The organism is Streptomyces sp. NPDC012827 (assembly GCF_042900905.1).
Classification (GTDB): Bacteria; Actinomycetota; Actinomycetes; order Streptomycetales; family Streptomycetaceae; genus Streptomyces; species Streptomyces gulbargensis.
On sequence record NZ_JBIBBY010000003.1, the window covers coordinates 265298 to 289119 of the forward strand.

Genomic DNA, 23822 nt, shown 5'->3' on the forward strand with positions numbered 1-23822 from the left:
CGGGCACATGGCGATCTACACCCTTCCGGAGCTGCCGTACGACTACGCGGCGCTGGAGCCGGTGATCAATCCGCAGATCATCGAGCTGCACCACGACAAGCACCACGCCGCGTACGTCAAGGGCGCGAACGACACGCTGGAGCAGCTGGAGGAGGCCCGCGACAAGGAGCAGTGGGGCTCCATCACCGGCCTGGAGAAGAACCTGGCCTTCCACCTCTCCGGCCACATCCTGCACAGCATCTACTGGAACAACATGAACAGCCCGAAGGACGGCGGCGGCGGCGAGCCGCTGGCCGCCGACGGTGTCGGCGACCTCGCGGACGCGATCACCGAGTCCTTCGGCTCCTTCGCCAAGTTCAAGGCGCAGCTCACGAAGGCCTCCGCGACCACGCAGGGCTCCGGCTGGGGCGTCCTCGCCTACGAGCCGATCAGCGGCCGGCTGATCGTGGAGCAGGTCTACGACCACCAGGGCAACGTCGGCCAGGGCTCGGTCCCGATCCTGGTCTTCGACGCCTGGGAGCACGCCTTCTACCTGCAGTACAAGAACCAGAAGGTGGACTTCATCGAGGCCATGTGGCAGGTCGTCAACTGGCAGGACGTGCACAAGCGCTACCAGGCGGCGAAGGCCAGTGTCCCGCTGATCTCCTTCTGACCGGCGGCGGCCCGCGCCGCCCGCCCCCTGCGTCCTGCTCGTGATCGTCTTCTCAACCTTCACCTGCGGGCGGATGAAAGAAGAACCCCCGTGAGGACGTGACTCACGGGGGTTCTTCCGTCCCCCGGGGCCCGTGGGAGGATCGGGGCTGTTTCGAACGCGCCACGAAGGAGTGACCGTGCCCGGTGAGAACCTGTCCCGCGACGAGGCCCGCGAGCGGGCCGAGCTGCTGTCCGTCGACGCCTACGAGGTCGCCCTCGACCTGCGCTCGGCGGTCGGTGACTCCGGGGAGGCGGTCCGCACCTTCCGCTCGGTCACGACCGTCCGGTTCCGCCGTACGGGCACGGGCACCTCGACCTTCGTCGACCTGATCGCCCCCTCGGTGAACGCGGTCACCCTCAACGGGCGCTCCCTGGACCCGGCGGCCGTCTTCGACGGCGCCCGGATCACCCTAGACGGGCTCGCCGACGAGAACGTCCTGGTCGTCGACGCCCAGTGCGCCTACAGCCGCACCGGTGAGGGCATGCACCGCTTCGTGGACCCGGAGGACGGCGAGGTCTACCTCTACACGCAGTACGAGCCGGCCGACGCCCGCCGGGTCTTCGCCAACTTCGAGCAGCCCGACCTCAAGGCCCCGTACCGCTTCGAGGTGACCGCGCCCGAGGACTGGACGGTCTGGTCGAACGGCGCGGGCGAGCGGGGCGAGGACGGCGTGTGGCGGTTCGCGCGGACCGCGCCCATCTCCACGTACATCACCTGTGTCGTCGCCGGCCCTTACCACTACGTGACGGACACGTACACGCGCGGGGACCTGGAGATCCCGCTGGGCGCGATGTGCCGCAAGGGGCTCGCCCGGCACTTCGACGCGGACGACGTCTTCCTGGTCACCAAGCAGGGGCTCGACTTCTTCCACGACAACTTCGACTACCCGTACCCCTTCGGCAAGTACGACCAGGCCTTCGTGCCCGAGTACAACCTGGGCGCCATGGAGAACCCGGGCCTGGTCACCTTCACCGAGGAGTACATCTACCGGGGCAAGGTGACGCAGGCGGCCTACGAGCGCCGGGCCAACGTCGTCCTGCACGAGATGGCCCACATGTGGTTCGGCGACCTGGTGACCATGGTCTGGTGGGACGACCTGTGGCTCAAGGAGTCCTTCGCCGACTTCATGGGCTCCTTCTCGCTCGCCGAGGCGACCCGCTTCACCAACAGCTGGGTCACCTTCGCCAACAACCGCAAGGCCTGGGCGTACCGCGCCGACCAGCTGCCGTCCACGCACCCGATCACGGCCGACATCCGTGACCTGGAGGACGCCAAGCTGAACTTCGACGGCATCACCTACGCCAAGGGCGCCTCCGTCCTCAAGCAGCTCGTCGCCTACGCCGGCCGGGACGCGTTCCTGGAGGGGGCGCGGATCTACTTCAAGCGGCACGCGTACGGCAACACGCGCCTGGCCGATCTGCTGTCCGTCCTGGAGGAGACCTCCGGCCGCGACATGAAGGCCTGGGCGAAGTCCTGGCTCCAGACCTCCGGCGTCAACACCCTGACCCCGGACGTCACCTACGACGCGGACGGCCGGATCACCGAGCTCGCCGTGGTCCAGGACAGCGCGGAGCCGCGCCCGCACCGGGCCGCCGTGGGCCTCTACCGGCTCACCGGCGGGGACCTCGTCCGGTACGCCCGTGCCGAGGTGGACGTGACGGGCACCCGGACGGCGGTCGCGGAACTGACCGGAGCCGAGCGGCCGGACCTGGTCCTGGTGAACGACGACGACCTGACGTACTGCAAGGTCCGCTTCGACGAGGGTTCGCTCGCCACCCTGCGGGCGCACCTCGGGGACGTCACGGACCCGCTGGCGCGGGCGCTGTGCTGGTCGGCGCTGTGGAACCTGACGCGGGACGGGCTGATGCCGGCCCGGGACTTCGTCTCCGTGGCGCTCGCCCACGCGGGCCGCGAGACCGACATCGGGGTGCTCCAGATGGTGCACACCTGGGCGCGGACGGCGGTCACGCACTACGCGGCCCCCGCGTGGCGCGAGGAGGGCGCGCGGCTGCTCGCCGAGGGCGGCCTGCGCGAGCTGCGGCTCGCCGAGCCGGGCAGCGAGCACCAGCTGACCTGGGCGCGCTTCTTCGCGGCCGTGGCCGGGTCCGAGGCGGACTTCCAGCTCCTGGAGGGGCTCCTGGACGGTACGGCGAAGATCGACGGGCTCGACGTCGACCAGGAGCTGCGCTGGGCCCTGCTGTCGCCGCTGGCCGCGTACGGGCGGGCGGACGAGGCCCGGATCGGCGCGGAGCTGGCCCGGGACGACACGGCGACGGGCAAGCGGCACCAGGTCCGGCTGCTCGCCTCGCGGCCGGCGGCGGAGGTGAAGGCGCAGGCCTGGGCGCAGGTCGTCGAGTCGGACGCCCTGTCGAACGCGCTGGTGGGGGCGACGATCGCGGGCTTCTCCCAGCCCTCGCAGCGGGCACTGACCGCCCCCTACGCGGAGAAGTACTTCGCGGTGATCGAGCGGCTGTGGGCCGAGCGGTCCATCCAGATCGGCATGGACGTGGTCCGGGGTCTCTTCCCGGCGCTCCAGGACCGTGAGGAGACCCTGGCGGCGACGGACGCCTGGCTGTCGGAGCACGCCGGGGCGGCCCCGGCCCTGCGGCGTCTGGTCCTGGAGGCGCGGGACGACCTGGCGCGGGCGCTGCGGGCGCAGGCCTGCGACGGAAGGGCCTCGTAGCGGGGCGGGCGGTACGACGGAGGGCCCCGGAGGCGTGCGGGAACGCGCGGCTCCGGGGCCCTCTTCCGTGGACCGGGCCCGGAGCCGGCCGCCGTGGCCGGGCCCTTCATCGGCACTCGAACGCGCGTACTTTAGGGCGAGGTTGTCCCGGAATGTCGACGAGCGTGTAACAGGGGTTAGGGGACCCTTCGGAAGCGGAAGACCCCCGGCATGAACCACAACACCCCCATCTCCCCCCGCCCCCTCCCCCGCGCCTCCCGCACCCCCGGTACGCAACGCCTCGCCACCACCGCCCAGTTGAGGGCACAGGGGCTGACCGGGGCCGAGGTCGCCACCCGCTGCGCCCCCGGCGGCGACTGGCAGCAGCTGCTGCCCGGCGTCTTCCTGCTCCGCCCGGGCCGGCCCACCAGCGAGGACCGGCTGGGCGCCGCCCTCCTGTACGCCCGCAAGGACGGGGCCGTGCCCGCCCAGGGACCAGAGCCGATGATCACGGGCCTCGCCGCGCTGGCCCTGCACGGCTTCACCGCCGCTCCCCCGCTGACGGCCCTGGACCGGATCGACGTGCTGGTGCCCGGGGCCCGGCGTCCGCGCTCGACCGGCTGGGTACGGGTGGTGCGGGCGCCCGGGACGCCGGAGCCCGTGGAGGTCACCGGTCTGCCGGTCGCCCCGGTGGCCCGGGCGGTCGCCGACGCGGTGGCGGCGCTGGCGGACCCGGAGGCGGTACGGCGGCTGGTCACCGAGGCGGTCCGGGGCGGGCACTGCGAACCGGGCCCGGTGGTCCGCGAGCTGAGCCGGGCCCGGCTGCTCACCCGCCCGCACGTCGTGGACGCCGTGGACACGCTGCTGGCCGAGGGGCGGTCCCTGTCGGAGGAGCGGCTCTACGAGATGGTGCGCGCGTTCGGGCTGCCGGACCCGCTGTGGAACGTGGACCTGCGGCTGCCGGGCGGCCCGCACCTGGGCGGGCTCGACGCCTACTGGCCGGACCAGGCGGTCGCGGTCGAGCTGGACACCCGGGCGCCGCGCGAGGACGACGACGCGCGGTGGGCCGAGTACACCCGCAAGCGCGAGCACCTGGAGCGGCTCGGGATCACCGTCGTCCACCTCACCCCGCGCAAGCTGCGGGAGTCGATGGAGCAGCAGGCCACCGTGGTCCGCACGGCCCTGATGGCCGCGTCGGACCGGCAGCCCGCCGCCTACGTCGTCGTCCTGCCCCGGTGAGGGTCAGCCCGCCGGCAGGAGCCCGGCCGCGGCCTTCGCGGCGAGCCCCTTCGGGTCCGCCTTCCCGGCCGCGGCCTTCGGCTTCGTACCGCAGAACTCGGCCTCGATGACCGCCTGCGTGTCGCCCGTCCAGTCGGCGTTGATGTTCGCGGCGAGGGAGTGCCGGCCGTCGCGGGTGGTGTACGCCTCGGAGAGGGAGCCGTGGATGCCGCCGCCGTGGCCCCAGATCTCGGTGCCGCAGCCGAGCTTCTGCCAGGAGATGCCGAGGCCGTAGCGGAAGTCGGGGTGCTGGGGGGAGACCGGGACGGCGGTGGTCAGTTCGCGCATCTCGTTCTTCGGGAGCAGCCGGCCCTTGAGCAGGGACCGGTAGAAGGTCTGGAGGTCGGCGGAGTCGGAGATCATCTCGCCGGCCGCGTGGGCGAGGGAGGGGTTGAGCTCGGTGACGTCGTGGACGGGCGCGGTGGGGTCCGCCGAGAGGGTGGAGTACGCGGGGCTGTGCGGCCCGCGCACGGTCGGCCGGGTGCCGGGGACGCTGGTGGAGCGGAGCTTCAGCGGCTTGATGATCCGGTTCTCGACGGCCTTGCCGTAGGGGCGTCCGGTGACCTTCTCGATCACCAGGCCGGCCAGGACGAAGTTGGTGTTGGAGTACTTCCAGGAGGTGCCGGGCTCGAACTCCGGCCGGTGCTCCATGGCGATGGCGACGAGCCGCTCGGGGGCCCAGGTGTCGTAGCGGTGCTTCAGGAAGCCGGGGCCGAAGACCTTCGTCTGGAAGCCGGGGTCCTCGGTGTAGCCGTAGACGCCGCTGGTGTGGTTGAGGAGCTGGCGGACGGTTATCTTCCGGCCGTCGTGGCCGTTGCCGCGCACCAGGCCGGGCAGCCACTTCTCGACCGGGTCGTCGAGGTCGATCCGGCCCTCGGCCTGGAGCTGGAGGAGGACGGTGGCGACGAAGGTCTTGGTGATGGAGCCGACCCGGTAGCGGTCGTCGCCGCCGCGCTCACCGGCGGTGCCGGTCCAGGACGCTCCCCCGTCGCGCGCCTGGGCGACCGCGCCCGGGACGCCCGCGTCGACGGCGGCCTGGAGTGCCCGCTGGGTCGCCGCGTGGTCCCGGTCGGCCGGGGCGGCCAGGGCCGGCGTGGCGAGGGCGGTGACGGTGAGGCCCGCGACGAGGGCGGTGGCGAGAGCGGCGCGCGTGGTGCGTACGGCTGACATGCGGTGTCCCCTGATCTGTGTACGGAAGTACTGCGGTCGGCGGGGAGGACCGCGGGCGGGCGGCCGGGGTTGCGCCGCCCGGGGCCGGTTGAGCGTTTTTCAGCCGTTTCCCGAGCCGGTGAGCCGGGAGCGGCCGAGCGGAGGCCGCTCGCGCCACAGGTCGAGCCCGATGTCGACGAGTTCGACCCGGGGCAGAGCGGCGACGGAGTCCAGCGGATGCCAGGCGGCGAGGTCCGTGGAACCGCCGGTCTCGTTGCGGAGGGCACCCCCGGTGATCCGGGCCTCGTAGAGGAGGCGGAGGCCCTGGAAGGAACCGGGGATGCCGAGGCGCGGCGTCCAGGTGCGCAGGACGGAGTCGACGCCGAGGAGGGCCGTGGGTTCGCTGAGGTACCCGGTCTCCTCCTCGACCTCGCGGACGACGGTCGCGACGGGTTCCTCGCCGTGGTCCATGCCGCCGCCGGGCAGGGTCCACCGCTTGGTGCCGTCCCTGGCCACCCAGCGGGCCAGCAGTATCTCCCCGTCCCGTACGCACACGGCGTAGGCCGCCACCCGCAACTCCTGTTTCATGCACCGAGGTTAGGCGATCGGCCTAGAACCAGTACGTGGGATAGGCGCGGCGGGTGGCGCGGGCGGCGGCGAGGCCGACCGCGACGAGGAGGAGACAGGAGAGGAGGAGCAGGGCGGTGAAGGCCAGGAAGGGCGGGTTCTGGAGGGCGACGATCACCGCGGTGGCGGCGGCCGGGGAGTGCGGGGTGCGGGCGAGCATCATCACGCCGAGCGCGAGCCCGCCGGCGACGGCGGCGCTCCACAGGCCGGGGCCCGCGACGGCGAGCACGGCGAAACCCGCGAGGGCGGACAGCAGCTGACCGCCGACGAGTGAGCGGGGCTGGGAGAGCGGCAGTTCGGGCGAGGCGGCGACCAGGGCCATGCTCGCGGCGAGCGGCGGTATGAGCAGGGGGTGGTGGAGGACCGTGCCGAGGGCGGCGAGCAGGAGGAGCGCGGCGGTGCTGGCGGCGGTGGCGGCGAGCACGGCCAGGGGGCGGGGCCGGGCGGGCGGGCGGAGCCGGGTGGCGGCCGGGGCGGGGGCGACGGGGGCGGGCGGGGTGGCGGGCACGGTGGCCTCGGGAGCCGGGGTGGTGGTCACGGGTTCCTCGGGGTCATGGATGTCGGGTGTCCGCGTGCGGGCGGGCGAGGAGCGGGACGGTCAGGGGGTGGTCGGGTTGGCCGGGGAGAACTCGGGCGCGGACCAGCGCAGGGGGCCGGCGGCCGGGGTCTCGACGACGCTGTCGATCCGGAAGCGAACGATCCGCTCGTCTTGACCGTACTCCGTCCGCGCGTGGCCGCTGAGCTGCAGGGTCGTCCCCGTCTCCCAGTCGGGGAAGAGGATTCCGGCGCGGTCGTCCGTCTCCAGGTTGCCCAGGGTGAGGAACATCGCGTTGCCCGGGTAGTCGCGCCAGCTGAGGTCCCGGGCGCCGTCCACGCGGACGAAGCCGGGGTTGCCGCCGCGGTGGCTCGCGTCCACGCCGTCGGGTGCGGTGGTGGCGATGAAGAAGGTGTCGGCGGCGCGGATCCGGCGCGCCTGCCCGGGAGTGAGCGCCTCGCCGTGGCGTACGGGGCCGGGGGGTCCGGCGGGGCCGGAGTCGTACAGCTCCCGCTTCTGGAGGTATTTGGGGCAGTTGGAGAAGACCTCTTCGGCCTCGATCGTGAAGCCGTGGGCGCCGGGGCGGGCCAGGCCGTTGAGGCGCATGCGGCGCCGGGTGCGGGGGTCGAGGGCGAGGGTGCCGACGGGGGTGCCGGCGGCCGGGTCGGCGAGCGGTCCCCCGGGGAGGGGGGCGGCCACCGAGACGGTGCGGGGGCCCGTCGCGCGGACGAAGCCGGGGGCGCCGGTGAGCAGGTGTGCCCCGACCCGGCCCCGGTCGTCTCCGACGCCGACGACCAGCAGGGGCTGGGCCTCCAGGAAGGCGGCGGCGACGGGACGGAGGGTGGGGAGGAGGGAACGGCCGACGTGTTCGGCGAGCTGCCGGACGCCGAGCCGTTCCTGCACGGCGAGGGAGCCGTGGTGATACGGGGTCATACGGGGCTCCATGGGGGCGGGGGCGGACGGCTGCGGGGAGGTCAGAAGAAGCCGCAGGTGGGGGCGTCGCCCGAGGGGGCCGGGGCGCCCTCCGCGCCGTGCCGGACGGAGATCTCCAGGCGGGTGCCGTCGGGGTCGTGGAAGAAGATGCCGCCGGAGGCCGCGCCCTCGCGGTGGGCGACGACGCCCTCGTACGCGAAGGCGGCGCCGCGGGCGGTGAGCGCGGCCTCGGCGGCACGGACGTGGTCGGGGGACTCGGCCTCGAAGGCGAGGTGGTGCAGGCCGGCCCGGCCCGCGTCATAGGTCTCGCCGGCCTGCTGCCAGAGCGTGAGGACGAGGCGGCCGTCCTGGCCGAGCAGGGCGTAGCGGCGGGTGTCCTCGGTGCCCTCGCGGAGGAGTGCGAAGCCGAGGACGCCGCCGTAGAAGGCGAGGGAGCGGTCGAGGTCGGTGACGTTGAGGCCGACGTGGTGGGTGGCGAGCGTGCCGATGGCGGACATGGGGATTCCCCTCCCGATGGTGGCCGGCCCGTGCGGGCTAACCTCTTAACGTGACTTTAGGGGTTAGGACTCGCGGGCGTCAACCGCTCACGTACCCTTGAGGGGTTAGTCCTGCGAGGAAGGTGCCGCCATGACCGCTCCCGACCCCCGGCCGCTCACCGGCGAGCCCGTCTCGCTCGACCTGCTCAACACCCGCTGGAACCACGAGGGCGTCCTCCAGGACCTGCTCACCGACGAGGAGGGCCTCGCGGTCTGGCTCGCCGCCAACGGGCTCGACGGGCGCTTCACCGCCGACGCCCCGACCCTGCGCCACACCCTCGCCGCCCGGGACGCCCTCGCCGCGCTCGTCGACCGGCCCGGCGACCCCGGGGCCACCGCCCGGGTCGACGCGGTCCTCGGCCACGGCCGCATCCGGGCCACCCTCACCAGCGAGGGCCCCGGCGAGGAGGCGGAGTTCGCCGACCCGGCCCGCGGCCCCGGCTGGATCGCCGCCCGGGACTACCTCGACCTGCTGCGCACCGCCCCCGACCGCATCCGCGCCTGCGCCCACGAGGCCTGCGTCCTGCACTTCTTCGACACCTCGCGCAACGGCACCCGGCGCTGGTGCTCGATGGCGACCTGCGGCAACCGGGCCAAGGCCTCGCGTCACTACGCCCGTACGAAGGACAGCTGAGCGCCGGGGCGACTCACCCCGGTTGGGGGTGTTTCGCTCCTGATGGCGTATCGGGCATGATGGCGGATGTACGCCATCGGCCCAACCGGACACCCGGCAACTCTCCCCAAACCCCTGTCATTTGCGAAAGGCTGAGCGGTCATCCGGTACCGAAATCCGGACCCTCTCTTTTCACAAACAGGGATGTAAATGACCACCCCCGAAACCCAGAGCTCCATACCCGGGCGCTCGACCCCCGGGAGACGCGCGGCCCGCATCGCCGCCGCCGCCGGACTGGTGACCGCGCTCGTCGCGGCCGGTGCCGCCCCGGTCCTGGCCGCCGAGGACCCGGCGACCACTCCCCCGGTGAAGACCACCGAGCCCGCCGACAAGCTCGGCGCCACGGACGCGCAGCGCCTCTCCGAGGCCGAGGCGAGCGGCGAGAAGAACGTCACGATCCTCGTCGCCACCGCCCCCGGTGCCACCGAGCAGGTCGCCGGCCAGCTCGACGCGCTCCAGGGCGCCTCCGTCGGCAAGCGGGAGGACAAGCTCGGCTACGTCCGCGCCACCCTGCCCACCGGCAAGGCCGACGCGGCGATCAAGGCCGCCGCCAAGCTCTCCTCCGTCCAGTCGATCGACCTCCAGGCCGAGATCCCGCTGGACGACCCGACCCCCGACGCGGGCGCCGCCACCGGTGCCGTCGAGGGCACCACCGTCACGCGCACCTACCCGGCGCCCTCGAAGAGCACCCCGGCGAAGAACCCGTACAACCCGTCCCACGAGACGGGCGCGGTCGACTTCGTCGAGGACCACCCGAAGGCCGACGGCCGCGGGGTGACCATCGGGATCCTGGACTCGGGCGTCGACCTCGGCCACCCGGCCCTGCAGAAGACCACCACCGGCGAGCGCAAGATCGTCGACTGGGTCACGGCCACCGACCCGCTGACCGAGAGCGACGGCACCTGGCGCGTCCAGGTCACCCCGGTCTCCGGCCCCGTCTTCACCGCGGCCACCCAGAGCTGGAAGGCCCCGGAGGGCTCGTACCAGTGGAGCCGCTTCAGCGAGTCGGTCACCGCGGGCGGCGACCCGGCCGGTGACATCAACCGCGACGGCGACACCACCGACGTCTTCGGCCTGCTGTACGACCCGGCCGCGGGCACCGTCCGCGTGGACACCGACCAGAACAACGACTTCACGGACAACGCGCCGATGAAGCCGTACAAGGACGGGTACCAGATCGGCTGGTTCGGTACCGACAACCCGGCCACCGAGGTCGTCGAGAAGACCCCGTTCGTCGTGGAGATCCGCAAGGACGTCCCGATGGACCCGCTGGGCGGCAGCTGGGTCGGCCAGAAGCGCGACTTCGTCAACGTCGGCCTGGTCGAGTCCTCGCACGGCACCCACGTCGCCGGCATCACCGCCGCCAAGGGCCTCTTCGGCGGCCGGATGAACGGCGCCGCGCCCGGCGCGAAGATCGTCTCCTCCCGTGCCTGCACGTGGACCGGCGGCTGCACGAACACCGCCCTCACCGAGGGCATGGTGGACCTCGTCGCCCACCGCGGCGTCGACATCGTCAACATGTCGATCGGCGGCCTGCCCGCGCAGAACGACGGCGACAACGTCCGCGCCCGCCTCTACACCCGTCTCATCGACGAGTACGGCGTCCAGCTGGTCATCTCGGCCGGCAACTCGGGCCCCGGCATCAACACCATCGGCGACCCCGGCCTGGCCGACAAGGTCGTCTCGGTCGGCGCGGCCATCTCGAAGTCGACCTGGGCCGCCAACTACGGCTCGGCCGTCGAGAAGTCCTACGCCATGTTCCCCTTCTCCTCGCGCGGCCCGCGTGAGGACGGCGGCTTCACCCCGACCATCACCGGTCCGGGCTCGGCCGTGAACACCATCCCGACCTGGCAGGCCGGTTCCGGCGTCGCCGAGGCCGGGTACGCGCTGCCCGCCGGCTACGGCATGCTCAACGGCACCTCCATGTCCTCCCCGCAGGTCGCGGGCGCGAGCGCGCTGCTGCTCTCCGCCGCGAAGCAGAAGGGCCTGGAGCTCTCCCCGCTCACCCTGCGTACGGCGCTCACCTCGACCGCCAAGCGGATCTCCGGTGTCGCGGCCCACGAGCAGGGCTCGGGCCTCATCGACATCGAAGAGGCCTGGGACGCCATCAAGGACGGCGCGACCGCCCACGACTACAAGGTCGAGGCCCCGGTCGACACCGCGATCTTCCCGGCCCCGCGCACCGGCACCGGTGTGTACGACCGCGAGGGCGGCCTCAAGGTCGGCCAGAAGAAGGTCTACGACGTCACCGTCACGCGCACGAGCGGCCCGGACCGGGTCATCGAGCACGAGCTGGAGCTGAAGTACAACGACGGCACCTTCCGCATCCTCGGCGACGACGAGATCGACCTGCCGCTGAACAAGCCGGTCACCGTCAAGCTCCAGGCCCGTCCCACCACGGCCGGCGTGCACAGCGTCATCCTGGAGGCCGACGACGAGCGCACCGAGGGCGTCGACAAGCAGATCCTCGCCACCTCGGTCGTCGCGAGCGACCTGGTCGCGCCCGGCTACGGCTTCTCCGCCGCCGGCTCGGTCCAGCGCAACAGCCACAAGTCGTACTTCGTGACCGTGCCGGAGGGCGCCAAGTCCCTGGAGGTCTCCCTCGGGGGCCTGAAGGGCAAGAGCCAGACCCGGTTCATCGCGATCCACCCGTACGGCGTGGCCATCGAGTCCACCGCGTCCACCGCGTGCTACCCGCACTACAACCCGGCGAACACCTGCCGTCCGGACCTGCGGTCGTACGCCAACCCGACGCCGGGCGTCTGGGAGATCGAGGTCGAGGCCCGCCGGACCTCGCCCGAGCTGGACAACCCGTACACCCTCGGTGTCTCCGTCCTCGGCGCCTCCTTCGACCCGGCCGTCCAGACCGTGGCCGAGGCGAAGGTCGGCACCCCGGCCGCCGTCGAGTGGACCGTCACCAACTCCTTCGCCGCGCTCGACGGCAAGCTGAAGGGCGGCCCGCTGGGCTCGGCGCGGGTCGAGACCCCGACGATCAAGCACCACGAGCAGCAGACGAAGACCGTCACCGTCGGTGAGGGCGTCGAGCGGCTCGACATCGCGATCGGCAACACCTCCGACAAGGCGGCCGACCTCGACCTGAGCGTCCTCCTCGACGGCAAGCAGGTCGGCCAGTCGGCCGACGGCGACTCCGAGGAGAGCGTCTCCCTGGTCAAGCCGGCGCCGGGCACCTACACCGTCGTGATCGACGGCTACGCGGTGCACGCCGAGGGCGGCACGACCTTCGACTACAAGGACGTGTACTACTCGGCCGCGCTCGGCAGCGTCCAGGTGGACTCCGCCAAGACCTACCCGCTGGCCAACGGCGGCAGCGCCAAGGTCGCGGCCCAGGTCCTGGTCGCCGGCCCCGCCCCCGAGGGACGCCAGTTCTTCGGCGAGGTCCAGCTGCTCAACGCGCGCGGCACCGTCGCGGGCTCCGGCAGCGTCCTGATCGGCAAGGTCACCCCGTAACACCGCACGACCAGTGGGGGCGGGCACCGGAACCGGTGCCCGCCCCTCCGTCGTCCCCCCGGACAGACCCGCCCACCGCACGGCGTGTCCGGCATCACGTCCGGCACCCGTCCCGGCCCTTGGACAATGGATTGGACAAGGCGGGCCGGAAGACGCGCATCATGGACGGCAGCAGCCTGCACATTCGTACGGAGGAGTCCCCGTGAAGGTCGGAATCGTCGGAGCCACCGGTCAGGTCGGCACAGTCATGCGCAAGATCCTGGCCGAGCGGAACTTCCCGGTGGACGAGCTGCGCCTCTTCGCCTCCGCCCGCTCCGCCGGCACCGTCGTCGACGGGGTCACCGTCGAGGACGCGTCCACCGCCGACTACACCGGCCTGGACATCGTCCTCTTCTCGGCCGGCGGCGCCACCTCCAAGGCCCTGGCCGAGAAGGTCGCCTCCCAGGGCGCCGTCGTGATCGACAACTCCTCCGCCTGGCGCCGCGACCCCGAGGTCCCCCTCGTCGTGTCCGAGGTGAACCCGCACGCGGTCAAGGACCGCCCCAAGGGGATCATCGCCAACCCGAACTGCACCACCATGGCCGCCATGCCGGTCCTCAAGCCCCTCCACCAGGAGGCGGGCCTGACCGCGCTCGTCGCCACCACCTACCAGGCCGTCTCCGGCTCGGGCGTGGCCGGTGTCGCCGAGCTGGACGGCCAGGTCAAGGCCGTCGCCGAGCGCGCCACCGAGCTCACCCACGACGGCGGGGCCGTCGCCTACCCGGAGCCCGGCGTCTACCGGCGCCCGATCGCCTTCAACGTCCTGCCGCTGGCCGGCTCGATCGTGGACGACGGCTCCCACGAGACGGACGAGGAGCAGAAGCTCCGCCACGAGTCCCGCAAGATCCTGGAGATCCCGGACCTGAAGGTCTCCGGCACCTGCGTGCGCGTCCCCGTCTTCTCCGGCCACTCCCTCCAGGTCAACGCCCGCTTCGCGCGTCCGATCGGCGTCGAGCGCGCCTACGAGCTGCTGAAGGACGCCGAGGGCGTCGAGCTCTCCGAGATCCCGACCCCGCTCCAGGCCGCCGGCAAGGACGCCTCCTACGTCGGCCGCATCCGCGTGGACGAGACCGTCGAGAACGGCCTCGCGCTGTTCCTTTCCAGCGACAACCTGCGCAAGGGCGCCGCGCTCAACGCGGTGCAGATCGCGGAGCTCGTCGCGGCGGAGCTCAAGGGCTGACGCCGGTACGGACCCGTCGAGGGCGGCCACCCGAGGGGTGGCCGCCCTTTTCCCTGTTCGCCCTGGGAAATGTTCCGTGCGCCACCGCCGGGCCCCGTGGAAGGATGGCCCAAACGTCACGAAACCGAGGAGATGACCGGGTGCCTGGCACGAACCTGACCCGTGAAGAGGCGCAAGCGCGGGCGGCGCTGCTCACCGTGGACGCGTACGAGGTCGAACTCGACCTCTCCGGTGCGCGGGAGGGCGGCACCTACCGGTCCGTCACCACCGTCCGCTTCGACGCCGCCGAGGAAGGTGCCGAGACCTTCATCGATCTCGTCGCCCCCGCCGTCCACGAGGCCGTCCTGAACGGCAAGGCGCTGGACGTGGCCGCCGTCTTCCGGGACTCGCGGATCGCCCTGCGGCACCTGAAGGCCGGCCGCAACGAGCTCCGGGTCGTCGCGGACTGCGCGTACACGAACACCGGTGAGGGCCTGCACCGCTTCGTCGACCCGGTCGACGAGCAGGTCTACCTCTACACCCAGTTCGAGGTGCCGGACGCGCGGCGCGTCTTCGCCTCCTTCGAGCAGCCCGACCTGAAGGCGACCTTCCAGTTCACCGTGAAGGCCCCGGAGGGCTGGACGGTCGTCTCGAACTCGCCGACGCCGGAGCCCAAGGACGGCGTGTGGGTCTTCGAGCCGACCCCGCGGATCTCCACCTACATCACGGCGCTCGTCGCCGGCCCGTACCACGCGGTGCACTCGACGTACGAGAAGGACGGCCGGACCGTCCCGCTCGGCATCTACTGCCGCCCGTCGCTGGCCGAGTTCCTCGACGCGGACCACATCTTCGACGTCACGCGCCAGGGCTTCGACTGGTTCCAGGAGAAGTTCGCGTACGACTACCCGTTCGCCAAGTACGACCAGCTGTTCGTGCCGGAGTTCAACGCCGGCGCGATGGAGAACGCGGGCGCGGTCACCATCCGCGACCAGTACGTCTTCCGCTCGAAGGTGACGGACGCGGCGTACGAGCGCCGGGCCGAGACCATCCTGCACGAGCTCGCCCACATGTGGTTCGGCGACCTCGTCACCATGGAGTGGTGGAACGACCTCTGGCTGAACGAGTCGTTCGCGACCTTCACCTCCGTCGCCTGCCAGGCCGCCGTCCCCGGCACCCGCTGGCCGCACGCCTGGACCACCTTCGCCAACGCGGAGAAGACCTGGGCCTACCGCCAGGACCAGCTGCCGTCCACGCACCCGATCATGGCCGAGATCAACGACCTGGAGGACGTGCTCGTCAACTTCGACGGCATCACGTACGCCAAGGGCGCCTCGGTCCTCAAGCAGCTCGTCGCCTACGTCGGCGAGGACGCCTTCTTCTCCGGCGTGCAGGCCTACTTCAAGCGGCACGCCTTCGGCAACACCCGCCTCGCCGACCTCCTCGGCGCGCTGGAGGAGACCTCCGGCCGCGACCTGACGGCCTGGTCGAAGGCGTGGCTGGAGACGGCCGGCATCAACGTTCTCCGCCCGGAGATCGAGACCGACGAGAACGGGGTCATCACCTCGTTCGCGGTACGCCAGGAGGCCCCCGCGCTGCCCGCCGGCGCCAAGGACGAGGCCGTGCTGCGCCCGCACCGGATCGCGATCGGCTTCTACGAGCCGAACGGGACCGGCAAGCTGGTCCGGACCGACCGCCTGGAGCTGGACATCGCCGCGGCCGCCTCGACCGACGTGCCGGAGCTCGTGGGCAAGGCCCGCCCGGCGGTCGTGCTCCTGAACGACGACGACCTGTCGTACGCCAAGGTCCGCCTCGACGAGGAGTCCCTCGCCCACGTCACCGCGCACCTCGGCGACTTCGCCGAGTCGCTGCCGCGCGCCCTGTGCTGGGCCTCCGCCTGGGACATGACCCGTGACGGCGAGATGGCCACCCGTGACTACCTGGAGCTGGTGCTCTCCGGCATCGCCAAGGAGTCCGACATCGGCGTGGTGCAGTCCCTCCAGGGCCAGGTGAAGGCCGCCCTGGAGCTGTACGCGGCGCCGCAGTGGCGGGAGACGGGCCTGACGCGCTGGACGGAGGCGACCCTGGCGCACCTCCAGGCGGCCGAGCCGGGCAGCGACCACCAGCTGGCGTGGGCGCGGGCCTTCGCCGCGACCGCCCGTACCCCGCAGCAGCTCGACCTGCTGGCCGCGCTCCTGGAGGGCCGCGAGACGGTCGAGGGCCTCGCCGTCGACGCCGAGCTGCGCTGGGCGTTCGTGCAGCGGCTGGCCGCGGCCGGCGTCTACGACGAGACGGAGATCGCCGCCGAGCTGGAGCGCGACCGGACGGCGGCGGGCGAGCGCCACGCGGCCACCGCGCGGGCGGCCCGCCCGACGGAGGCGGCGAAGGCGGAGGCCTGGGCGTCGGTCGTCGAGGACGACAAGCTGGCGAACGCGGTGCAGGAGGCGGTGATCGCCGGGTTCGTCCAGCCCGACCAGCGTGAGCTGCTCGCCCCGTACACGGAGAAGTACTTCGCCTCGATCAAGCGGGTCGCGGAGACCCGGAGCCACGAGATGATCCAGCAGATCGTGGTCGGGCTCTACCCGACGCTTCAGGTGTCCCGGGAGACGCTGGACGCCACCGACGCGTGGATCGCGGAGCACCGGCCGGTGCCGGCGCTGCGGCGTCTGGTGACGGAGAGCCGCGCCGGTGTGGAGCGGGCCCTGCGGGCCCAGGCGGCGGACGCGGCCGCCGCCGTCTAGCGGACCGCCGCCGTCCGGCGTTTCGCCGTCGTACGGAAGAAGGGGCGCCTCCCCCCGGGGGCGCCCCTTCTTCCGTGTCTGGAATCCGCCCGGCGGGCGGGCGTCGGCGCGCGGCCGCGCCGCCGGGCGGAGGTCTCGGGCCGCCGGGGGCCGGGCCGTCAGGCGGTCAGGCGCTCGTGGCGGGCGCGCAGGTCGGCCGCGCCCTGCTCCGTGAGGGTGCCGTGGAGCCGCATCCGGGCGACGCCGCCGTCGGGGAAGGCGTCGAGGCGGACGTGGGTGACGACGGCCTGCGCCGGGAGCTTGAAGCGGTGCAGGGTGTCGGGCTGGAGGCGGGTGCGGGGGATGATCTCGAACCATTCGCCGGTCTCGCCGTTGCGGCCGTGCAGGGCGATCCAGCCGGCCGAGTTGCCCTTGAGGTAGGCGGTGTCGATCTCCACGGCGCGTACGGCGCCCTGGGCGGCGAGGCGGAAGCGGACCCAGTCGTTGGTGCCCCGCACGCGGCGGCGGCGGTTCTCCCAGCCGTCGTCCATCTTGCGGGAGGTGCCGGGCAGGATGATCTGGGTGGGCGAGGAGTAGAACTTGTCCGAGGCGTCCTCGTACACACCGCCGTTGAGGACGGAGATCAGGTCGAGGGTGCCGAGGAGTTCCAGCCATTCGGGGTCGGGGACGACCTCGCCGTGGACGCGGAGGCGGGCGATGCCGCCGTCGGGGTGCTGGCAGAGCCGGATGTGGGTCCAGCGGCGCTCGCTGTCGACGGTGAAGCCGTTGGCGGCGTGGCCCCGGACGGGGGTGGGCGGGACGAGCTCCTCCCACTTCGCGTCGAGGAGTTCCGCCGGGCTGGGCGAGCCCTCGACGGCGGTGGCCTGCACGCTGACCCGCTGCGGGTAGTTGCCGCGGAAGTGGGCCGTGTCGACGACGATGCCGCGGATCACGCCGGGGGCGCCGAGGCGGACGATCGCCCAGTCGTGGTCGTCGGCGGCGGGGAAGACGTTCTCGGCGTCGGCGCCCCGGCGGCGGCGGGTCTCCCAGCCGTCCATGATCTTGCCCTTGTGGCCGAAGTGCTCCGGGTCGAAGACGGCGCGCTCGCGGACGAGGAGGTTCTCGCGCTCGGCGAAGAACTCGTCGTTGGCGGCGACGACTCCGGCGCCGAGACGGCGGTCGGCCAGGTCGACGAGCTCGGTGAAGGGGAAGTCGCCGGCGCGGTAGTCGGCGTAGGGGTCGCCACCGGAGTAGGGGGCGGCGTCGTTGGCGTGCGGGTCCTGGTTCTCGGGGGCGGTGTTCCCTGCGGAGGTCGTCATGGTTCGACTCTCCCCCGCCCCGACCCCTGAGGTCCATCGAATGTTTCCGATGAGCCTGTTCAGTTTCTTCGAACGGTCAGCGTGAGGGTCAGTGGGCGGTCTCGCGCCGGCCGGCGGCCAGCCGCAGCGCGTGGAGGACCCGCGCCACGGCCGGGCCTTCCTCGGCTCCGCGCCGGACGGCCGCGACGACGTGGCGGCGGGGCTGGTCGGCGGCGAGGACCCGCATGACGACGCCGGAGCCGGTGCCGCCCCGGCGTTCGGCGGAGGCCATGCGCGGGACGAGGGCGACCCCCATCCCGGCCTCGACCATGGCGAGGATGGCGGTCCAGCCGGCGGCGCTGTGGGCCTGTTCGGGGACGAAGCCGGCCGCCTCGCAGGCGGCGGTGGTGATCTCGGACCACGGACCGGAGCCGCCGAAGATCCACGGCTCGCCGGAGAGGTCGGCGAGGCGCAGGCCGGGCGCCTCGGCGAGCGGGTGTCCGGCGGGCAGGGCGACGTCGAGCGGGTCGGCGAGCAGCGGGATCCGGCCGAACTGGGGGTCCCGGGCGGTGGGGGCGTGGGCGGCGAGCGAGAGCGCCAGGTCGGCCTCGCCGCCGGCCAGGAGTTCGTACGCCTCGGCCGCCTCGGCCTCGTGGACGCGGACGTCGAGGCCGGGGTGGTCGGCGCGCAGGCTCTGGACGGCGGGGACGACCAGGGCGGGCACGGCGGTGGAGAAGGCGGCGATCCGGAACCGGCCCGCCTCGCCCCGGACGTGCGCGTCGAGTTCGGCTCCGGCTCGTTCCAGCTGGGCGAAGACGGCCTCGGCGTGCCGCAGGACCAGGTGGGCGGCGTCGGTGAGCCGGACGCGCCGGCCGTGGGCCTCCAGGAGCGGGACGCCGAGCTGGCGGGCGAGGTTGGTGAGCTGCTGGGAGACGGCCGAGGGAGTCATGCACAGCGCCTCGGCGGTGGCGGTGACGGTGCCGCGGTCGCGCAGGGTGCGCAGGATGCGCAGCTTCTTGATGTCCCACTCGGTCATGGCCGCAACCTACCGGGCGGAGCTGAGGGCGACTCCGCCGAGGATGAGCGCCATGCTGACGCCGCCGAGGAGGCCGAGCCGCTCGCCGAGGAGGGCGGCGGAGAGCAGGGCGACGCAGACGGGCTGGAGGTAGTAGACGACACCGGCGCGGGCGGCTCCGACCAGGGAGATCGCCCGGTTCCAGGCGAAGAAGGCGACGGCGGAGGAGAGGACGCCGACGTAGAGCAGGGGGCCTGCGGTGCCGGGGGTGAGGGGGAAGCCGCCCTGGAGGGCGAGGGAGACGCCGTAGGCGGGGGCGAGCATCAGGGCGCCGAGCAGGAAGGTGGCGAAGAGGAAGGCGAGCGGGTCGATCCCCTCGGGCCTGCGCTTGAGCAGGGCGCTGTACGAGGCGAAGGAGAGGGCCGCGGCGAACATCCACAGGTCGCCCGCCGCGAGGTCGATCGTGAGTTCGCCCTTGCCGACGAGCAGGAGGACGCCGACGACGGCCACGGCGGTGCCGAGGACGCGGCGCGGGCCGAGGCGTTCGCCGCCGCAGCGCGCGTACACCGCCATGATCACCGGGGAGGCGGCCATGATCATGCCCATGTTGGTGGCCGAGGTGGTCAGTCCCGCCTGGTGGACCAGGGTGTTGTAGAGCGCGACGCCGAAGAGGGAGGCGAGGGCGAGGAAGCCGAGGTGGCGGCGGAGGAGCCGGTGCTGCCGCCGGAAGGGGCGGGCGGCGAAGGGGGCGACGGCGGCGAGGGCGATGATCCAGCGCCAGAAGACGGCCTGGACGGGCGGGACGGAGTCGGCCAGGTCGCGGGTGGCGACGAAGCTGCCGGACCAGACGACGGTGGCGAGGAGGGCGAGCAGCAGACCGAGGCCGGCGCCCTTGGCGGGCGTCGGCCTCTCGGAGTCGGCGGGGCCGGCGGGGCCGGTGGGGCCGGCGCCGGGGGTGGTCGGAAGGCGGGCGGTGGTGGAGGTCATGCCGCCTACCGTCGCACTCCGGAAACCTCCAGGTCCATCGAAACTTCCTGAGCGTTCCATTCAGTGGAGCTGAACGTTTCCTGCTGGGGGGTCGGGGCGGTACGGGGGGTCAGCTGGCCGGCGACGGTGGCGCCGAAGGCGATGGCCATGCCGAGCAGCTGGACCGGGCCGAGGGCCTGGCCGAGGGCGGCCCAGCCGATGACGGCGGCGGTGATCGGCGAGAGCGGGCCGAGGAGGGTGGCCGAGGAGGCGCCGAGCCGCTCGATGCCGCGGAACCAGAGGAAGTACGAGACGGCGGTGTTGCCGAGGGCGAGGTAGGCGTAGCCCGCCAGGTGGGTGCCGGTCAGGGCCGGCGGCGCCCCCTCGATCGCGAGGGCGAGGGGCAGGATGACCAGGCCGCCGGCGGTGAGCTGCCAGCCGGTGAGGGCGAGGGCGCCGACGCCCTCGGGGCGGCCCCAGCGCTTGGTGAGGACGACGCCGGCGGACATGGAGAGGGCGGAGAGCAGTCCGGCTCCCACTCCGACGAGGTCGAAGGCGGCCCCCGCCTTCAGGACGACGAGGCTGACACCGAAGGCCGCGGCGACGGCGGTGAGCAGGGAGCGGACGGTGGGGCGGTCGCCGAGGACGAGGGCGGCGAGGCCGACGACGAACAGCGGGCCGACCGAGCCGACGACGGCGGCGAGGCCCCCGGGCAGCCGGTAGGCGGCGAGGAAGAGGAGGGGGAAGAAGGCGCCGATGTTGAGGGCACCGAGGACCGCGGCCTTCCACCACCAGGCGCCCTTGGGCAGCTTGCGGGTGACGGCGAGGAGGAGCAGCCCGGCGGGCAGGGCGCGCATCAGGCCGGTGAAGAGGGGCCGGTCGGGCGGCAGGAACTCGGTGGTGACGAAGTAGGTCGAGCCCCAGGAGATGGGGGCGAGGGCGGTGAGCGCGACGACGGCGGCCTTGCGGGACATGACGGTTCCCCCTGCGGTGAGTGCGGCGGCACCGGAGTGCCTTGGCGATAATTAACTTACCACTAAGCTACTTACTTGCAAGTGTCTTTCTTGCCTTCGAGTCAGGGAGAAGGGAAGACTGGGGCCATGGAGAAGCACACCCCGGGCGCCGGCCACTCCCCCGGCCCCGCCCACGACGCCGTCGACGCCATCACCGACCAGTGGGCGGCGGTCCGCCCCGATCTCGACACGCTCCCCATGGCGGTCTTCGGGCGGATCTACCGGCTGGCCGCCGCGATGCGCGGCAAGGTCGACAAGGCGTACGCGCCCTACGGCATGGCGCTCGGGGAGTTCGACGTGCTGGCCACCCTGCGCAGGTCCGGGGAGCCGTACACGCTGTCACCGCGTGAGCTGACCGCCACGCTGATGATCACCACCGGCGGGATGACGGGCCGGCTCGACAAGCTGGAGAAGGCCGGGCTGCTCACCCGCAGCCCCGACCCGAACGACCGGCGCGGGCTGCGCGTCACGCTCACCGAACGCGGCCGGGAGCTGGTGGACCAGGCGGTGGGCGCGGGCCTCGAACGCCAGCGGGAGGCCCTGGAGTCGGCGCTCACCGAGGAGGAGGCGGACCAGCTGGCCGGCCTGCTCCGCAAACTGCTCGCGACCACGGCCTGAGGCGGGGGAGCAGGAGCGCGCACGCAGGCGAGGGCGCCGCGCGGTACGTCGTACCGTGCGGCGCCCTCGCGGGAAAGGACGAGGAGGCGGTCAGGCCTTCTTGCGGGACTTGTCGAGCACCATCACCAGACCGGTGATGACCAGGAACAGCACCAGCGGGGCCACCACGAAGAGACCGAGGGTCTCGACGACCTCCAGCTTGGGGGCCGGGTCGTCACCGTCGTCGCGGGTCAGCGCGAGCGCGGGGGACGACATGAGCAGCATCATCAGCGTCGTACCGGCCGCGACGGCGCCGGCGCGCAGGGCGTTCTTCTTGTCCACGGTGCAAACGTAGCGAACACCTAAACGGGCCGCGCGTCCGGGGGTGCCGTACGGGCTCCGGCCGGGGCTCCGGTGCCGTCCCGGACGAGCCGCAGCAGCGCGTGGGCGCGCGGGGAGGCGGCGATCCGCTCCAGCGTGACGGGCTGCCCTCCGGGGTCCGCGACGGGCAGCCGCCAGTTGGGGTACTGGTCCCAGGTGCCGGGGAGGTTCTGCGGTCTGCGGTCCCCCACGAGATCCGGCAGCCACACCCCCACCAGCCGGGCCGGGGTGGCGCACAGGAAGCGGTGGACGGCCCGGACGGAGGCCTCCTCCTCGCCCCGGCCCTCCGGGAGCATGCCCAGCCGCTGGAAGAGGCCGAGCCACTCGGCGGTCTCCGCCGCGTCCGCCGCCCGCTCCCGCTCCGGGTCCCCCGGCAGCAGGCCCAGCCGCTGCCGCAGGGCCACGTGGTCGCCGGAGAGCCGGGCGGCCGTGGACGGCAGGTCGTGGGTGGTGGCGGTGGCCACGCAGTCGGCCCGCCAGGCCTCCGGGGCGAGCGGCCGGCCGCCGCCCGCCCAGTCGCGTTCGAACCAGAGCACGGAGGTCCCGAGGACGCCGCGCCGGGCCAGCGCCTCCCGTACGCCCGGTTCGACCGTGCCCAGGTCCTCGCCGATGACGAGGGCGCCGGCCCGGTGCGCCTCCAGGACGAGGACGGCGAGCATCGCCTCGGCGTCGTACCGGACGTAGGTGCCCTCCGTGGGTTCGTGGCCCTCCGGCACCCACCAGAGCCGGAACAGGCCCATCACGTGGTCGATGCGCAGGGCGCCCGCGTGGCGGAGGAGTTCGCGCAGGAGCGCGCGGTACGGGGCGTAGCCGGCGGCGGCGAGGGCGTCGGGCCGCCAGGGCGGCAGGCCCCAGTCCTGGCCGCGCGCGTTGAACGCGTCGGGCGGGGCGCCGACCGACATCCCGGCGGCGAAGTCGCCCTGGCGCGCCCAGACGTCGGAGCCCTCGGGGTGCACGCCGACGGCCAGGTCGTGGATGATCCCGACCGCCATGCCGGCCTCGCGGGCGGCGGCGGCGGCCCCGGCGAGCTGCCGGTCCGTCAGCCAGGCCAGGCGGCAGTGGAGGTCGACCCGGGTGGCGAGTTCCGCGTCGGCGTGGACGGCGGCCTCGGCGCCGCGCGGGGTCCGCAGCTTCTCGGGCCAGGAGCGCCAGTGGTGGCCGTACCGCTCGGCGAGGGCCAGATAGGTGGCGTGGTCCTCCAGGGCGCGCCCGCGCTCGGCGAGGAAGTCGTGGTAGTCGGCGCGCCGGCCGGGGCCGAGATCGACGCCGGTGACGATGAGCTCCAGGGCTCGCAGCTTGAGCGCCCAGACGGCGTCGCGGTCGATCAGGGCGCCCTTGAGGACCCGTTCGCGCAGGTCGGAGGCCTCGGCGAGGATCCGGTCCATTTCCTCGCGGTGCCCGGGGCCGAGGTGGCGGTACTCGGGGACGTCCTCGATCCGCAGATGGACCGGGTCGGGGAAGCGGCGGGAGGAGGGCCGGTACGGGGAGGGGTCGGAGGGGGCCCCGGGCACGCCCGCGTGGAGCGGGTTGACCTGGAGGAAGGACGCTCCGTGGACGCGGCCCGCCCAGCCGGCCAGCTCGCGCAGGTCGCCGAGGTCGCCCATGCCCCAGGAGCGGGTGGAGAGCAGCGAGTACAGCTGGACGAGGAGCCCGAAGCCGCGCCGGCCCGGCCCGGGCACGCGCGCGGGGGCGACGATCAGGGTGCTGGTGGTGGTGCGGCCGTCGGGGGCCTCGGCCGTCACGGTGTGGACGCCGGGGGGCAGGGCGTCCCAGTCGGGTCCGGTGTGGGTGCCGCCCGTCTCGGTGGTGACCCGCAGCCGGGTCCCGGGCGGCAGATCGGCCGGGGGCCGGACCGGTTCGCCGTCCCGGTGACGGACCAGGGTGGGCGGCAGCAGCCGCTCCCGCTCGGCCCGTTCCGCCGCGCCGAGGGCGGTGGCGACCGCCTCCGGGGTGGTGGCGTCCACCCCCAGGGCGCCGAGGACCGCGACCACGGTGGTGTCCGGCACGGGGACGGTGACGCCTGGGGAGGGGCTGTACTCGGTGGCGACGCCGTGGCGGGCGGCGAGACGGGCCAGGGTCACT

General features: G+C 73.2%; 19 protein-coding genes. 8 read left to right on the forward strand and 11 right to left on the reverse strand.

Going from position 1 to position 23822, the window contains the following annotated elements; genetic code table 11:
* Positions 1-7 precede the first annotated feature (7 nt).
* The 3 genes from ACFY60_RS07770 to ACFY60_RS07780 all read left to right on the forward strand — a co-directional run bounded on the left by ACFY60_RS07770 (position 8) and on the right by ACFY60_RS07780 (position 4595).
* On the forward strand, positions 8-652 hold the full coding sequence (locus ACFY60_RS07770; RefSeq protein ID WP_388608702.1) for a superoxide dismutase: 645 nt from the start codon (positions 8-10) through the stop codon (positions 650-652).
* 178 nt (positions 653-830) lie between these two features.
* The gene (gene pepN / locus ACFY60_RS07775) at positions 831-3377 is read left to right on the forward strand and encodes an aminopeptidase N (protein ID WP_388608703.1); all 2547 of its coding nucleotides are present in this window, start codon (positions 831-833) and stop codon (positions 3375-3377) included.
* A 210-nt stretch (positions 3378-3587) separates the two neighbouring features.
* Positions 3588-4595 (forward strand): hypothetical protein, encoded by a 1008-nt coding sequence (locus ACFY60_RS07780; RefSeq protein ID WP_388608705.1) that lies wholly within the window; start codon positions 3588-3590, stop codon positions 4593-4595.
* A 3-nt stretch (positions 4596-4598) separates the two neighbouring features.
* Here ACFY60_RS07780 and ACFY60_RS07785 read toward each other — a convergent pair whose 3' ends face one another.
* The 5 genes from ACFY60_RS07785 to ACFY60_RS07805 all read right to left on the reverse strand — a co-directional run bounded on the left by ACFY60_RS07785 (position 4599) and on the right by ACFY60_RS07805 (position 8375).
* Positions 4599-5804, reverse strand: a complete 1206-nt coding sequence (locus ACFY60_RS07785) for a serine hydrolase domain-containing protein (RefSeq protein WP_388608708.1) — start codon at positions 5802-5804, stop codon at positions 4599-4601.
* Positions 5805-5903: 99 nt separating this feature from the next.
* Positions 5904-6371 (reverse strand): NUDIX hydrolase, encoded by a 468-nt coding sequence (locus ACFY60_RS07790; RefSeq protein ID WP_388608711.1) that lies wholly within the window; start codon positions 6369-6371, stop codon positions 5904-5906.
* A gap of 22 nt (positions 6372-6393) precedes the next feature.
* Entirely contained in the window at positions 6394-6948 is a 555-nt protein-coding gene (locus tag ACFY60_RS07795; RefSeq protein ID WP_388608714.1) for an HPP family protein, read from the reverse strand.
* A gap of 60 nt (positions 6949-7008) precedes the next feature.
* Complete coding sequence (locus tag ACFY60_RS07800; RefSeq protein WP_388608716.1) at positions 7009-7878, reverse strand: pyridoxamine 5'-phosphate oxidase family protein; 870 nt, start codon at positions 7876-7878, stop codon at positions 7009-7011.
* A 41-nt stretch (positions 7879-7919) separates the two neighbouring features.
* Positions 7920-8375 (reverse strand): VOC family protein, encoded by a 456-nt coding sequence (locus tag ACFY60_RS07805; protein WP_388608718.1) that lies wholly within the window; start codon positions 8373-8375, stop codon positions 7920-7922.
* 130 nt (positions 8376-8505) lie between these two features.
* On the opposite strand from ACFY60_RS07805, the gene ACFY60_RS07810 reads away from it, so the two are divergent.
* The 4 genes from ACFY60_RS07810 to pepN (ACFY60_RS07825) all read left to right on the forward strand — a co-directional run bounded on the left by ACFY60_RS07810 (position 8506) and on the right by pepN (ACFY60_RS07825) (position 16491).
* A complete protein-coding gene (locus ACFY60_RS07810) occupies positions 8506-9048 on the forward strand; it encodes a CGNR zinc finger domain-containing protein (protein ID WP_388608721.1) in 543 nt (180 codons plus the stop codon).
* Between the two features lie 189 nt (positions 9049-9237).
* Positions 9238-12555, forward strand: coding sequence for a S8 family serine peptidase (locus ACFY60_RS07815; protein ID WP_388608724.1), 3318 nt, complete (start codon positions 9238-9240; stop codon positions 12553-12555).
* Between the two features lie 202 nt (positions 12556-12757).
* On the forward strand, positions 12758-13774 hold the full coding sequence (locus ACFY60_RS07820; RefSeq protein ID WP_388608726.1) for an aspartate-semialdehyde dehydrogenase: 1017 nt from the start codon (positions 12758-12760) through the stop codon (positions 13772-13774).
* Between the two features lie 140 nt (positions 13775-13914).
* Complete coding sequence (gene pepN / locus ACFY60_RS07825; RefSeq protein WP_388608728.1) at positions 13915-16491, forward strand: aminopeptidase N; 2577 nt, start codon at positions 13915-13917, stop codon at positions 16489-16491.
* A 158-nt stretch (positions 16492-16649) separates the two neighbouring features.
* On the opposite strand, the gene alc is transcribed toward pepN (ACFY60_RS07825), so the two are convergent.
* From alc to ACFY60_RS07845, 4 genes are all read right to left on the reverse strand, one after another.
* Positions 16650-17789 carry an allantoicase gene (gene alc / locus ACFY60_RS07830; protein ID WP_388608730.1) on the reverse strand — a complete coding sequence of 380 codons (1140 nt, stop codon included), beginning with the start codon at positions 17787-17789 and terminating at the stop codon, positions 16650-16652.
* A gap of 88 nt (positions 17790-17877) precedes the next feature.
* Positions 17878-18804: a LysR family transcriptional regulator gene (locus ACFY60_RS07835; RefSeq protein WP_388608732.1), complete on the reverse strand. Its 927-nt coding sequence runs from the start codon at positions 18802-18804 to the stop codon at positions 17878-17880.
* A 9-nt stretch (positions 18805-18813) separates the two neighbouring features.
* Positions 18814-19770, reverse strand: a complete 957-nt coding sequence (locus tag ACFY60_RS07840) for a DMT family transporter (RefSeq protein ID WP_388608734.1) — start codon at positions 19768-19770, stop codon at positions 18814-18816.
* Between the two features lie 5 nt (positions 19771-19775).
* A complete protein-coding gene (locus ACFY60_RS07845; RefSeq protein ID WP_388608736.1) occupies positions 19776-20723 on the reverse strand; it encodes an EamA family transporter in 948 nt (315 codons plus the stop codon).
* A 126-nt stretch (positions 20724-20849) separates the two neighbouring features.
* Here ACFY60_RS07845 and ACFY60_RS07850 point away from each other — a divergent pair, with 126 nt between their 5' ends.
* On the forward strand, positions 20850-21380 hold the full coding sequence (locus ACFY60_RS07850) for a MarR family transcriptional regulator (RefSeq protein WP_309053571.1): 531 nt from the start codon (positions 20850-20852) through the stop codon (positions 21378-21380).
* Positions 21381-21470: 90 nt separating this feature from the next.
* Here the strand turns inward: ACFY60_RS07850 and ACFY60_RS07855 are convergent, their stop codons facing one another.
* Both ACFY60_RS07855 and malQ read right to left on the reverse strand, forming a co-directional pair.
* Entirely contained in the window at positions 21471-21701 is a 231-nt protein-coding gene (locus tag ACFY60_RS07855; RefSeq protein ID WP_309053572.1) for a hypothetical protein, read from the reverse strand.
* Positions 21702-21721: 20 nt separating this feature from the next.
* On the reverse strand, positions 21722-23821 hold the full coding sequence (gene malQ / locus ACFY60_RS07860; RefSeq protein ID WP_388608738.1) for a 4-alpha-glucanotransferase: 2100 nt from the start codon (positions 23819-23821) through the stop codon (positions 21722-21724).
* Position 23822 lies beyond the last annotated feature (1 nt).

Excerpts from the sequence above, each read along its gene's own strand:
- ACFY60_RS07770 (WP_388608702.1), top strand. The coding sequence starts at position 8 with ATGGCGATCTACACCCTTCCGGAGCTGCCGTACGACTACGCGGCGCTG.
- ACFY60_RS07780 (WP_388608705.1), top strand. The coding sequence starts at position 3,588 with ATGAACCACAACACCCCCATCTCCCCCCGCCCCCTCCCCCGCGCCTCC.
- ACFY60_RS07785 (WP_388608708.1), bottom strand. The coding sequence starts at position 5,804 with ATGTCAGCCGTACGCACCACGCGCGCCGCTCTCGCCACCGCCCTCGTC.
- ACFY60_RS07790 (WP_388608711.1), bottom strand. The coding sequence starts at position 6,371 with ATGAAACAGGAGTTGCGGGTGGCGGCCTACGCCGTGTGCGTACGGGAC.
- ACFY60_RS07800 (WP_388608716.1), bottom strand. The coding sequence starts at position 7,878 with ATGACCCCGTATCACCACGGCTCCCTCGCCGTGCAGGAACGGCTCGGC.
- ACFY60_RS07805 (WP_388608718.1), bottom strand. The coding sequence starts at position 8,375 with ATGTCCGCCATCGGCACGCTCGCCACCCACCACGTCGGCCTCAACGTC.
- ACFY60_RS07810 (WP_388608721.1), top strand. The coding sequence starts at position 8,506 with ATGACCGCTCCCGACCCCCGGCCGCTCACCGGCGAGCCCGTCTCGCTC.
- ACFY60_RS07815 (WP_388608724.1), top strand. The coding sequence starts at position 9,238 with ATGACCACCCCCGAAACCCAGAGCTCCATACCCGGGCGCTCGACCCCC.
- alc (WP_388608730.1), bottom strand. The coding sequence starts at position 17,789 with ATGACGACCTCCGCAGGGAACACCGCCCCCGAGAACCAGGACCCGCAC.
- ACFY60_RS07835 (WP_388608732.1), bottom strand. The coding sequence starts at position 18,804 with ATGACCGAGTGGGACATCAAGAAGCTGCGCATCCTGCGCACCCTGCGC.
- ACFY60_RS07840 (WP_388608734.1), bottom strand. The coding sequence starts at position 19,770 with ATGACCTCCACCACCGCCCGCCTTCCGACCACCCCCGGCGCCGGCCCC.
- ACFY60_RS07845 (WP_388608736.1), bottom strand. The coding sequence starts at position 20,723 with ATGTCCCGCAAGGCCGCCGTCGTCGCGCTCACCGCCCTCGCCCCCATC.
- ACFY60_RS07850 (WP_309053571.1), top strand. The coding sequence starts at position 20,850 with ATGGAGAAGCACACCCCGGGCGCCGGCCACTCCCCCGGCCCCGCCCAC.